The 12975-nt window shown below is 33.7% G+C and carries 13 protein-coding genes; 3 read left to right on the top strand and 10 right to left on the bottom strand.

All coding sequences use genetic code 11. The features are described from left to right. Positions 1-73 precede the first annotated feature (73 nt). The 3 genes from CGC57_RS05800 to CGC57_RS05790 all read left to right on the top strand — a co-directional run bounded on the left by CGC57_RS05800 (position 74) and on the right by CGC57_RS05790 (position 2393). Positions 74-583 carry a hypothetical protein gene (locus CGC57_RS05800; RefSeq protein WP_095898353.1) on the top strand — a complete coding sequence of 170 codons (510 nt, stop codon included), beginning with the start codon at positions 74-76 and terminating at the stop codon, positions 581-583. A gap of 388 nt (positions 584-971) precedes the next feature. After that, on the top strand, positions 972-1655 hold the full coding sequence (locus tag CGC57_RS05795; RefSeq protein ID WP_232747291.1) for a hypothetical protein: 684 nt from the start codon (positions 972-974) through the stop codon (positions 1653-1655). Positions 1656-1682: 27 nt separating this feature from the next. Next, a complete protein-coding gene (locus CGC57_RS05790; protein WP_232747290.1) occupies positions 1683-2393 on the top strand; it encodes a hypothetical protein in 711 nt (236 codons plus the stop codon). A gap of 73 nt (positions 2394-2466) precedes the next feature. Here CGC57_RS05790 and CGC57_RS05785 read toward each other — a convergent pair whose 3' ends face one another. The 10 genes from CGC57_RS05785 to CGC57_RS05740 all read right to left on the bottom strand — a co-directional run bounded on the left by CGC57_RS05785 (position 2467) and on the right by CGC57_RS05740 (position 12975). Continuing rightward, complete coding sequence (locus CGC57_RS05785) at positions 2467-3540, bottom strand: GDP-L-fucose synthase family protein (protein WP_095898351.1); 1074 nt, start codon at positions 3538-3540, stop codon at positions 2467-2469. A 2-nt stretch (positions 3541-3542) separates the two neighbouring features. Then, a complete protein-coding gene (gene gmd / locus CGC57_RS05780; protein WP_095898350.1) occupies positions 3543-4700 on the bottom strand; it encodes a GDP-mannose 4,6-dehydratase in 1158 nt (385 codons plus the stop codon). A 142-nt stretch (positions 4701-4842) separates the two neighbouring features. Then, the gene (locus CGC57_RS05775) at positions 4843-5469 is read right to left on the bottom strand and encodes a hypothetical protein (RefSeq protein ID WP_095898349.1); all 627 of its coding nucleotides are present in this window, start codon (positions 5467-5469) and stop codon (positions 4843-4845) included. Between the two features lie 169 nt (positions 5470-5638). Next, complete coding sequence (locus CGC57_RS05770) at positions 5639-6202, bottom strand: hypothetical protein (RefSeq protein WP_095898348.1); 564 nt, start codon at positions 6200-6202, stop codon at positions 5639-5641. A gap of 350 nt (positions 6203-6552) precedes the next feature. Beyond that, positions 6553-7380: a glycosyltransferase family 2 protein gene (locus CGC57_RS05765; RefSeq protein ID WP_095898347.1), complete on the bottom strand. Its 828-nt coding sequence runs from the start codon at positions 7378-7380 to the stop codon at positions 6553-6555. After that, positions 7380-8420 (bottom strand): glycosyltransferase family 4 protein, encoded by a 1041-nt coding sequence (locus CGC57_RS05760; RefSeq protein ID WP_095898346.1) that lies wholly within the window; start codon positions 8418-8420, stop codon positions 7380-7382. Before CGC57_RS05760 ends, CGC57_RS05765 begins: the two co-directional genes overlap by 1 nt. Continuing rightward, positions 8417-9340, bottom strand: a complete 924-nt coding sequence (locus CGC57_RS05755; RefSeq protein ID WP_095898345.1) for a glycosyltransferase family 2 protein — start codon at positions 9338-9340, stop codon at positions 8417-8419. The genes CGC57_RS05760 and CGC57_RS05755 overlap by 4 nt, the downstream gene beginning before the upstream one ends. A 3-nt stretch (positions 9341-9343) precedes the next feature. Beyond that, positions 9344-11044: a family 6 glucosyltransferase gene (locus CGC57_RS05750; RefSeq protein WP_095899468.1), complete on the bottom strand. Its 1701-nt coding sequence runs from the start codon at positions 11042-11044 to the stop codon at positions 9344-9346. Beyond that, complete coding sequence (locus CGC57_RS05745) at positions 11041-12039, bottom strand: glycosyltransferase family 2 protein (protein WP_095898344.1); 999 nt, start codon at positions 12037-12039, stop codon at positions 11041-11043. Before CGC57_RS05745 ends, CGC57_RS05750 begins: the two co-directional genes overlap by 4 nt. Before the next feature lie 3 nt (positions 12040-12042). Continuing rightward, entirely contained in the window at positions 12043-12975 is a 933-nt protein-coding gene (locus CGC57_RS05740) for an alpha-1,2-fucosyltransferase (protein WP_095898343.1), read from the bottom strand.

Raw genomic sequence — 12975 nt, 5'->3', positions numbered from 1 at the left:
AATTTCAATATATATGAGGTTATAAACCTTTTATTACGATAGAGGAAAAAGAACAAACCTTAAAATTTAAGATATGCTAAAATTCGTATTGATGATATTTTTAGTTTTTGGAATTACTTCTTGTAGCGATTTCAATCCCAATAAACCCACAACTTTTTGTAAGATAATTAATAATAGTATTTATGTGGTTGATAATTTCCCCAATGATACTCTATCAATAAAAAAAGAAGTTGAAATGTTTATTTATAGAAATTTTTCAGTTGATTCTGTAAGAAAAAAGGATATAAACTTATTTTTTTATAAAGCAGATAAACACTTGACTTGTGATTTTGAGGAAGGGGAACCCTATGCTCCATCTTTTTGGGAGGGAACGTGGGATAATATTCAATATTTAGGTCATCACAATCAAAATAATATCATTAATTATACAATATACTGCAGAAAAAATAATACAGGTTTCTATACTTATAGATTTGTTTATAACAAGAAAGGAACACTCTTAAATGCAAAAGATGTCTATGTAAAATTTAATGATATAGATTCTTTATTTATAGCAAAACAAAAAGAGTATGGTATTAAATAACATCAGTTCTATAGGCACATCACAACTGATAATACAGATTTATCCGTGTAATCAGTGCGAGGCTTAGATAAATAGTGAAACTGTTTATGAGATTAATGAATGTTTAACTATATATTTCTCACATCAAACTTTATTTATGTTTTTAAGAAAATACAGTCACAATATATACAAGGTACAAGTAGTCTTATTTCTGGTATTTATATTTTTAGCTACTGTATATTACAATTATCCACAGGCGCATCGCTTTTTCAATAGAATGTGGTATGAAAATTCTTGTTTCTGTTTTGATTATCTATTTTCAGCTATAATGACAATATTGTTCGCTTGTTTTTTTTGGATAATCTTGGTCTATCCTCTTGTTTATCTGTTTTCTTTGTTCTTTATGAAAATGGGTTGGAAAAGGCTTGTAATATTACTAATTCTTTACCTAACAAGCTTTGTTTGTGAATTTTCTCTATACACCATACCCAATCAACGAATGTTTAAGGAGAGGAGAAAACAAAATCCAGATGAAATTCCTACTGAGCAAGCTCAAAAAGTAAATGACGATTACCAAGCATTTATAGAAAATAAAAATGATACAACCAATATAAATAGAAAAGAGTTATATAAAATCTTTAAATATGATGAATTTTCCGAAAGAGAGGGGTATTATCAAATTCCATATTATGGATGTCCATACAAAGGAAATAAATTAGGAAATGCGAATGTTATTCTAATTCCTAAGACAAATCGATTTGATACTTTTATCATTGCATCTAAATGTAATGGTGAAGAAGTGTGTAAAGATAAAATAAGAAAAGAAATAATGTCATTATCAATAGAAGAACTCAACCAACATTTCAATGCTGTTGTTTTTATTATTCCAAAAAAATATTTGAAATACACACCACATTTAGAAACTTCGTATAATCCTAAGTATCCTTATAAGGAAGATGCTTATGTTTTAGAAAATGGCAAATGGTCAATAAGAAAAACATATACTGTTACAGATGAAATAGAACAAGAAATCAATAGGTTACAGGATAGATATATCGATAGTTTAGTAGAAGAGTATCAATTTCGGGAATAATTTCAAATAAAAAAGCAGCTGAAAAATATGAAGAAATTATTAAACAGATGGTTTTGTTATACATTAGTGCTGCTATGTAGCGCGATGTATGCACAACCTTGTACTTTTGAGGATGTTGTAAAGGAAACAACTTATGATATCCCTTATAAAAAATATACTGCTACTCTTGATATGGAGAAAGTATTAAATGCTGAAAAAAGCAACTTTTTAGGATTTATAGGAACTAATTATAAAAGGTTACGTATCACTTTCACTTCCATAAAGAAGAGTGAAGAAAACAAAGATGTATATGAGGTAGAGGGTTTTAGCACTGTGATGAACAAAAACAAACGGACTTTCAAAGGAACTTTCTCTTTGCGGTCTCATTACAAATTTGCAGAACAAACTGTTGATGTTCCTCTTCCTAAAAAGGGAGAAATAGTAGGATATTCAACTTTTTCTTATGAATTAGCAGAAGATGAAAATCTTACAGCTACTGGCGTTTTTAAAGGAAAGATGATTGTAATGTGGCTCAAAAAGGTAAATGCAGCACCGGTTTATTATATTCCTTTCCACGATGATGGTGAAAGAAACTACCAATTTTTTGGCACTTGGACGAGTTACAAAACTAAAAAAGCCTCTATAGCCTCTTGGGGAGAATATCGCATACCCTGCTCCGGAGATTTTGATTTAGGAGATGGAGATTTTGGTCCTAATCCCAAATATTGGCAATATGGTTGGGAGGAATTTAGGTATTAGTCCATAAGAATACAACAAAAATTGAGAAATAACGTGAGTTCGATGTTCTGTTATATCGAACTCACGTTAATTATTAAGAATTGCAATAATGTTCGTACATCAGTTTTATGCCTTGTTGTAGTTCGATGGCGTGTTGCCAACCGAGTTGATGTAGTTTAGAGGGGTCGGTGAGTTTACGCATTGTACCATCGGGTTTGGTACTATCGAATATTATTTCTCCTTGATAGGCAATGGTCTCTTTTATCATATAAGCAAGCTCTTTGATAGAAATCTCTTTGCCCGTACCAATGTTGATGTGCGTATTGCGCACCTCTTTGGTATTGGTGGGGTAAGTATCTTTAAAATTGATGCGTTCCATTAGAAACACACAAGCATCGGCCATATCTTCACTCCACAAGAACTCGCGCAAAGGTGTGCCAGTACCCCATAAAGTTACTTTTTTATCGGTGATGCCATATTTAGCTAAAATGGTTTGTATGGATTCCTTGCTACTTTCACCTGTAACACCTTCTACAGGGCGTTTGTTGAGGTCTATTTTTACTGCTTCCCAATCATTTTTAAGCAAGGCATTGGCTAAGTGTATTTTGCGTACCATTGCTGGTAATACGTGTGAGTTTTCGAGGTGAAAATTATCGTTAGGCCCATAGAGGTTGGTAGGCATTACAGCAATATAATTAGTGCCGTATTGCAGGTTGTAACTCTCGCATAGCTTGATGCCGGCAATCTTAGCAATGGCATAAGGTTCATTGGTGTATTCCAGCGGAGAGGTGAGCAAACAGTCTTCTTTCATAGGCTGAGGGGCTTCCTTAGGGTAGATGCAAGTACTCCCTAAAAATAACAGTTTTTTCACCTTATTTTCGTAAGCCGAATGAATTACATTGTTTTGAATCATTAGGTTTTCGTAGATAAAATCGGCGCGATAAGTGTTGTTAGCCATAATGCCCCCTACTTTGGCTGCTGCCAAGAAGACATACTCGGGTTTTTCATCTTTAAAGAATTGAGCGACAGCTTGTGCATCACGTAGGTCGAGTTCGGCACTGGTTCTGCCTATCAAATTAGTATATCCTTTTTGAGAAAGATTCTTCCAAATAGCAGAACCCACTAACCCTTTGTGTCCTGCGATATATATTTTAGCGTTTTTATCCATTGTTATTCAAAGTAATTCATTATGGTGAAACCACCTTCTTTGAGGTAAGCATCGCGTTTGAAGAGTTTGATATCCGAGCGCATCATATCTTCGATTAATCCTTTGAGGTCATACTCAGGTTTCCAACCTAAAACAGTTTGCGATTTGGTAGGGTCGCCTATGAGCAAATCCACCTCAGTAGGGCGGAAATACTGAGGGTCTACATTCACCACTTCGGGGTTATTGGTAATACGTTCGCGTATAGCACTGAGGTACTTTTCGCCTACTTTTTCGCTGAAAACAGAAGCGTCTACTGCAGTGATATAGCCTTTTTCGTCTACACCTTCGCCTTTAAATTCGATAGTGAGACCTATTTCTTTAGCTGCCATTGTGATAAAATCGCGGATGGCGGTAGTGATACCTGTAGCAATTACATAATCACTAGGAGCAGGCTGTTGCAAGATCAGGTACATCGCCTTGATATAATCTTTGGCGTGCCCCCAGTCGCGCTGTGAACTGAGGTTACCCATATAGAACTTATCCTGCATACCCAACGCTACCCTGCTTAGCGCACGGGTTACTTTGCGAGTTACGAAAGTCTCCCCACGTATAGGAGATTCGTGGTTGAAGAGGATACCATTAGAGGCGTGCATATTATAGGCTTCGCGGTAGTTTACGGTAATCCAATAGGCATACAATTTAGCGACTGCATAAGGAGAACGCGGGTAGAAAGGAGTACGCTCACTTTGAGGTACTTCTTGCACTAAACCGTAAAGTTCGGAGGTAGAAGCTTGATAGATACGCGTTTTTTCGGTAAGCCCCAAGAGGCGTACTGCTTCGAGGATGCGCAAAGTGCCGAGACCATCGGCATTGCCTACGTATTCGGGGGTTTGGAAACTCACGTGCACGTGGCTCATCGCAGCGAGGTTGTAGATTTCATCGGGTTGTACCTCTTGGATAAGGCGGGTGATATTCATACTATCGGTGAGGTCGCCGTAGTGTAGGATGAGGTTGCGGTGTTCTAAATGAGGATCTTGGTAGAGGTGGTCAATACGGTCGGTATTGAAGAGGGATGAGCGGCGTTTCATACCGTGTACCTCATATCCTTTTTTAAGCAGGTACTCAGCGAGATAGGCACCGTCCTGCCCTGTGATACCTGTAATGAGTGCTTTTTTTGTCATTTTATTATTTGGTGTAATAAAGGTGATTGTTCAAGGGGCGAAGTTACGAAAAATATTGGAAATGGGGTTGTTTTGGTGATATTTTTTGATCTTGATTTACTATAATGAAAAAATAGTTTGTGTTATAAAATCAAGAATTCTTCTAATAAAAATTTAACGGACTGATAGTAACAAGATTCTTATCAATAGATGTCTTTGTTAAAACTTGTACTTTAGCAGTTAATGTTCTACGTCTGTTTCTATTGAAATCGGTTAGTTTGTGGTGAGACTTAGTAGTAGTTAGCAAAAGAGCGAAAAAAGTACTTACACAAATTAGTAAGAAAAGTCCTATATAAGCCCATTTTGCGGTGCTATGTTGCTCGTAAGTATGCAGTATTTTTTGGTGTTTTTGGTGAGTGAGTTCTCCGCGTTTGCGCAATACTTGTAGTTTTTCTGTCCACGCTTGTTGTAGGGCTTCATCTCTCCAATCTACAAACCATAAATTCCATTTAAATTGATAGTTGGTTATTGTTTGAGCTAAGTGTTTTTGCAATCGGTAGGTGAAAATGAGTCGGGTGAGTATATAATAGATAATTCCGAAAATAGTGGCTATATATACAAGGATTTTATTTTCTATATTGGTATGAGCTGCATAATATACAAATGAAGAAACAATAGTAACGGGTAAAAACAAGGCATTGTGAATACTATTGGTTTCTTTTTCTAGGAAATCTTCACCTTTGAGCATATTCTTAGGGGAATATTTCTTCAGTATGAGAGAGTTTATCATAAATATGTGTGTTTTTTAATAAAGTTAAATGTTTTGAGTTGCAAAGTTATAAAAAACATTGAGATTTTTCCTATCTCATATAATTTTTCTTATATACAAAACAATAGGCTCATTTAGCTATAGATGAGCCTATTGTTTTTTTAATTGTCGTTATAATAACGAGTTGAGATTAGAGGGTTATTTCCTTTACGGTTTTGTTACCAGGGCGGTCGGTAGCGGTTACTACTACTTTATCACCTGAGAGAGAGGTATTGGTAGCGGTGGTGCTATAAATCCATTTGCCTTCTTTGAGAGTTGCTTCGCCTTGTTCTACGGTACTTTCGTCGCTACCTAAGATAGCTACTTTTACGCTGGTTACCTTAAAATTATCGGTTACTGCAATCGCTATTTTTTCTCCACTTGCAAGACCTTTGTAGGCTGAAACGTCTACGGTTTCTATCACGGGAGCTTTGAGGAAATCGGCGACAGCGAGGTTGTAGGCTGTTACACCTTTGCGTTTGAGGGCTTCGGTGGTGTAGGCTTCTTTAAGAGCGTTGTCCTGCAAAGCGTTTTTGCCGTAGGTGATAGCATTTGAGAATTTTGTTTGCTGTGCTATTTGTTTAGCGGTAGGCTTTTTGGTGCGCACTGGGAATTTAGAAACGATGGTTTCGCCATTGCGTTGGCTGAAAACGATTTGTTTACCAATTCGACCTGAAAGTCCTTCTGTTACGATGTTATTAATACTTTTTGCCATTTTTGTTTGATTTTAAAGTTGTTCATAATTAGGGGTTAGGAGATAGCCCCCGACTCACTTACTCGGCAATTGCCGACAATCCCGAAGGGGGACAATCCGCAAAAGAGAATGTTTATGAGATAAATTGTTCTAAAGCGAGATTTTTGGGGATAGGGGATAGTGCTGGACACGTCAGCCTGTCCAGAGGGGCTGACCACTATTCTATTTCCTATTTCATTTCTGAACTTTATTTCCTAACTTTTACGGTGCAAAATTGCGGCGAATTTTGCGAGTGTGCAAAAAGTTGTAACGAGGGGTAACAGGTTTGTAACAGGGATATTATGTCAATGAACTGAGAGAGAAAGGATTGATTATTTTTCTATTTCTTGGAGTGTTCGGGCGTTTATAATTCTCCTTTCCTTATCAAAAAACCAGCCGTACTTATTGAAGTAATAAATAGCTGATTTGATATGGGCTTTTAATAGTTTGATATTTTTATAAGATGCTTTTTGGTATTCGTGTACAACAATGGCTTCGGGGAAGAAGATAGTTTTGTAGGCACGGTGGATGCGACGGTTGAGGTCGAAATCTTCCATATACATAAAAAATTGTTCATCAAATAATCCTACTTTCTCAAGGGCTTCGGTGCGCAAGAACATAAAGCAGCCTGAGAGTATGGGGATATTCATTGTTTGGTTATAGCTAAAGTTGTGTAACTCAAAATGTTTGTTGCTTTTGTCTCTCCATTTTTTAAAAGGAATAAAACGCCTAAAAATGAGGTCGATAGGGGAGGGGAGGAGTTTGCAAAGGTATTGCAGTTGCCCATCGGGATAGATGATTTTTGGCATTATATTGCCTACCTCGGGGTGCTCATTCATATAATGAGTGAGTTTTTCTAAGGCACCTTCTTGTATTACAATATCAGGATTTAAGACTATGTGATAGGGCAGCCCTTGCTCCATAGATTTTTTGATAGCAATATTATGTGCTTTGCCATACCCCATATTCTCATTGTTGAAAATATAGTGTATTTCCTTATCGGGGTACATCGTTACAACGCTTTTGAGCACATCGGTGGGCGAGTTGTCGACAAGGAACAACTGTAGTGCCTCACTTTTGCAAGCGAAGTAGCTATCGATGACCTTTTTGAGAGGTGTGAGGTTGGTTTGGTATAACACTATGGAGGCTGAGAGTTTCATTAGTTTTTGCAATATAGTTTTAAATATTGATTACTCATATTTTCAATGCTATAATCATCTATAGCACGTTTGTATATATTTTCAGCGTACTGTTGTTTATTATTAAAGGCATTTACAATCGCCTCGGATAGAGAGGCTATGTTGTCTAACTCATAGAAAACTACTTCATTTTCATTGTATTGTTCTTTAAAAATAGCGATATTAGAACATACGGTAGGTAATTTGCATTGTCCTGCTTCAATAAGTGAGAGGCTAAACCCCTCGGAATAAGAGGTTGCAGTATATACATCAAAATACTTCAAGTAACTAATAGCATTCTTTTTGTAGCCTAAGAACCAACAGCGATCGTACACGTTTTCTCGCTTAGCTAAGGATTTTAAGTTTTCTAACTCTGTGCCATCTCCTACTATGATAAAGAAATAATCGGGGAGGTGTTTTAGGGCTAATATAGTTTGGTGTATTCCTTTTCTTTTGGTGAGCAAGCAATGGGTTCCGATGAGCTTAAATTGTTTTTTAATATCTAATATTTGAGATTCTTCGTCTACTTTGGCTTCTATTTTTTCTTTGTGATAGGCTCTTCCATTATAGATCACTTGATAAGGTTTGTGAATTCTATTTTTATAAGTATTAGCCATTAAATGGGTAAGATAGACAATAGAGTCTTGTTTATTTAATATTTTCACCCATATTTTTTCGAATATATAGGCTATAAATTTGTTGTAATTGCCTTTTAAATTGTCGTAAATAATTTGGTGTAGGGTGGAAATGAACTTACATTTATCAGTTTTTTTTCGGTGATACCATATATAAAGGTCAGGACGGAGCATATTGGTGTGCACTATATCATACTTATTGAAATCTATTTTCTCAAAAAAAGAAATTTTATAGGTATTACAAGGGAAAGAAATGGCATTTTCTCTTTCATCAAAATAATATACATCTATTAAATCCACTTTATTTATAAGTCCTTCAATAATATCTTTAGTGACTATTACGGGACCTTCGTTGATAAGAGAGGGTATTATAAAGGCGATTTTCATTTTTTATAGATTTTGTATAATAATTTATTTTTGATGTGTTGCAATTGGTAATAAGGTGAAAACAAAATTGCCAAAGGTAAATAGATGATTCCTTCTCTTTTTTTTCTTAGTACGAATTTTCTAAAAAGGGAAGCAGATATGTTGTGCATTTTTGTAATAAAAGGGCTTGTGGTAAGATATTTTTTAAGAGCTTCTAAAGAATAGCTATCAGTAAGTGTGTTGTTTTTCATTCTTTCTTTATGCAATTTTTTTACATAGTTAGAAAGTTTTATTTGAGAGAGTCCCATAGTAGAAATGGTATTTCCTTCTCTTATTCTTAAGTAATATAATCCTTTTTGTACATTAGCGAGAGGTACGTTATTAGAGATAAGTCGTAAAATAAAGTCATAATCTTCAGCTCCAGACATTCTGTAATTACCGTATTTTTCATATATATATTTGTAAGTAAGCCAATGGTGAGAGACGGGCGAGCTAAAAAGAGCTACTTTTTTAATAGATTCAAAACTTTCTGGATAGATTTCTTCTTTTAAAATTGCATCTTTTTCGTTTATAGAAAAAAGGTTGGAACTTACTAATTTTACTTCAGGGTGTTCTTGTAGATAGTTATAGAGGGTTTCTATGCGAGTATTATCAGCGATATCATCTCCATCTATTCTAGCGATATATTTTCCAGTAGCTTGTTCAATAGCAAAATTAAGTGTTGCGGCAATTTTCATATTTTGTTTATTTCTAAAAAGCTTTATTCTACTATCTTCATTTGCTAATTTTTGGAGTATCGAGAAAGTATCGTCAGTAGAGAAATCGTCTACTACGATAATTTCCAAATTAGTATAGGATTGTTGCATAACGCTTCGTATAGCTTTTTCTACAAATTTACCTACATTGTAAGTGGGAATGAGAACTGATATTTTTTCTTTCATATATTACTTGTTTTCAAGTTGAGTCCATTTTTTAGGATAAGGAGACATATTATTCATTTCAAATTTCCAAGGTTTTTTAGGGACTATTACATTTTTAGCAGTTGCGAGCATAGCTGCCCACCAAGCAAAAGTACTATTTCCTATGGCAAAATTACTAAATTGTTGCAATAAGGCAAAATCTTCTAATACAGATTGTTCTTCTACTAAAACAATGTTATATAGTTCATTTATTTTTTGTATATCCCCTTTAATAGCTTCGAAATCATCTGAGAAAATATAAATATTTTCTATTTTTAGATTGTTTTTAAGAATTTCTAATGCCTTGAGATAGTATGGGATTTCTATTTTGCTATATATTTCGCTACCATAGGTGAGGAAATCACCACGACGGATATGAACAGCTACATCGTTTTCAGTAATTGTATAAGAGGGATTATTAGGAACTAATGTTCGTATTACCGTTCTTACCTTTTGTTTGAATTCTTCAGAAATATATTGATGAGCTTGGTAATAGCCTATATGGTAACTCCAAAGAGCTATTTTAGGAGTAGCTATTTTATATATAGCCCATTCAGTTTGAGGTTCTTTTTGTATATTTACGATTTTGCTCCAAATGCTTTTATATAGGGGAATTTTTTGGATGCGTATTAATGCTGACAATATATATTTATGAGCGAAATAGGATAGCTCAATGCCTAATTCTATAGGGAGTTCAGTGAGTAGTGAACGTTTGTTTCTATCTTTAGTATCGCCTTTATTATTTTTATGAGGGAATGCAATCATTTTTACATTGCTAAAGCCTTGTTTTTTGAGGTAATAAGCGTAAGAAAGCATATAAAGTTGATTGCCTAAACCGGCTTGTAATAACACATAGTTAGTGGGGTTAGGGAGAATCTTTTTAAGTATTAGACTTATTTTATTTTTACAAATTGTTTTAAATTGATTCCATAACCAAGCTTGTTTTGTTATTTTCACATCTGTTTGCCCACGTAACCATTGGTGTCCTCCAAAGCGATAGTGATTTTTATTTTGAATGATAATTTTAGGATTTACAATTTTTTTATTTCCTTCAGGAACGCCATAATTTTCAGGTTGTACTAATACTGTATCTTTGTTTTCAAACAAATATCGATTGAGGTGACTCTCGTCATGCCATAGAGCGATTATGTTATTTTCAAGGTCTTTTTTAATTCTTTGATCTAATGTATGTATCAGTTTTAAATAATCATTTGTTTTGCCACCATTTAGACCTCCCATAAAGTAATATTCACCCTCATTTTCTGGCATATAAGCTAAAGAGTTAGGGTTTGTTTCATAAGTAAAACTATGACGTTTTTTCATATAAAAACCAGGGTGTTTTACTCCTAATAATCCTTTTTCAATTGGCAAGAAATTCTTATCTACAGGAGCTATAAATTTCATATTAGCGTTGAAAAAGAAGATATAGTCCATTTGCTGTAATTCATTTTCAGCTTTTAGGAAAATCTCAAATCGCATAAGAGTATCATAAGGCCAGCCTAATTTTTGTTGGTAGATACGTTTTACGCGTTTTGTATCTTCTCCCTCTATAGGGTTTTGAGAATCAGTAAATACAAAATAGTGTTTGGTAGCTCCTGTAATAAAGTACTTTTCAGCACTTTTAAAGAATTCTTCCCAAAAGGTGATGTATCTACCTGTAGCTATGTATAAAATGGCGATGTTCATAGTTTTATAGTTGTTTTTCTTTTTAAAATAAAACGCAATTTTACAAAAATACGCCAACCTAAGAAAATTAATTTGTCTACAAAAGTTATTTTACTTTTTAGTTCTGTTATTTTTTGATTTATTTCAGGAGTATTGACTTTAAATACTTCTTTTGTACCAATAAAGTGCAAAAGTTCTCTGTTCTTTTGATAAATACGAAATAGTTTTTTATATAGAGAGGAGCGATTTTGAATAATAGCATCTTGTATTTCTCTATCTTTTATATTTAAAGATGTTATAGTGCTCCATTTCATACTATAGTTTTCCAAGACTCTATATAAAGATAAAGGATATTTTAGAATCTTAACAACTTTTCCTATTTGAGATAATCGTAAATGTAGTTCATAATCGAAACAGGGATCAAAATATTCATTAAATCCATTTAACTTTATAACTGATTTCCGATTAAAACAAGCTCCTGCAATGCATCCTACATTATAAAACTGAAAGTCATTTGGGCATAAAGAAAGTATTTGTAATGTAGTAACTTGTTTTCTTGGTTTAAGTGTTGATGTTGATGAAAAAAAGCGTGTTTCTATATAAATAGCATCTATTTTTTCTTGATAGTGCTTAAGGACTTTATTGATTTTCTGAATATAATCATCTTCTAATTTGTCATCATCGTGGAGCATTACTACGAAATCAGTTTGAGCTAACTCAAAAAGTTTGTTCCAATTGCCTGTGAGTCCTAAATTTTCAGTGTTTTTATAGTAAGAAATATTTTTACTGACATAGGAAGTTATTAGTTCTTCTGTTTCGCAATTTCGTTGAGGGTCATTATCTACAATTAGAATATTAAAAGGGATGTTTGTTTTCTGTTGTAAACAACTATCAATTGCCTCACGAAGAAGTGAGGTACGTTTGTAAGTAGGAATTGCTATAGTAAATTTAGCTTCCTTTACTACAGTTATTTTTATGGGAATAGAAGTTATTTTTGTTATCTCTTTGTAGTTCATTATCTAAATAATTTCATTTTCTAAAACAATCCAATGATCAAGGATTCTAAAATCTCTTCCTATATTATACTTAAATGTATTTTTAGGAACATATACATTTTGAGCATTTGATAATATAGCACCCCAGTAGGCAAAAGTACTATTGCCAATCACAAAATTATCGAAATAGGTCATTAAACTTAAATCTTGTAAAACAGTTTGTCTTTCAACTAGTACTATAGAAAATTTATTAGCAATAGTTTGAATTTCTTCTTGGATATTTTCAAAATCATCTGAAAATATATAAATTTTTTCTATACAAAGTTTCTTTGAAAGTAATTCTAATCCTTCAATGTAAAAGCTAGTTTCGATCCTATTGAAAATGTGTTTGTTTTCTTCAATGAAGAAATCACCCCTACGGATGTGAACAGCTACATCATTTTTCGAAATAATAAAGTTTGTTTTAGGAGAAAGTTGTTTTAGAATTTGTTGTGTTTTTTCTTTAAAGGTATCAGTAATATACTTGTGAGAAGCATAATAACCTAAATGAAAATTAAAAAGAGCTGTTTTTCCTAAATCAGGATGAAAGCCTTGATTTTTTAGTAGTTCTTTTCTTTCCTCTTCTCCAAAATTAATACGAGGTTCTAAATAAATACGTGCGAATCTTCCTAAAAAAGTTTTTTGTAGACCTATCTTAGACATTCGTATTAGGACAGCAAAAAGGTAAGCAATTTTTTTAGGAGATAATGTGACTATAGAGAAGCCTAATTGTTTAGGTATTTCTGTAATAATATTGCGTTTTGCTTTATCAGTAGTATCTCCCTTATCCTTAGTTCTTGGCATAAGGATACTTATTTTTTCATTTTGTTGTTGTTGGGTAAGGAAGTAGGCATAAGCTAAAATATATAATTGGTTACCTAAACCACCCATTAAGTAAATATAATGTCTTGATTTCAT

The organism is Capnocytophaga sputigena, assembly GCF_002302495.1.
GTDB classification, from domain to species: domain Bacteria; phylum Bacteroidota; class Bacteroidia; order Flavobacteriales; family Flavobacteriaceae; genus Capnocytophaga; species Capnocytophaga sputigena.
This window is presented reverse-complemented; position numbering and strand designations above follow the sequence as displayed.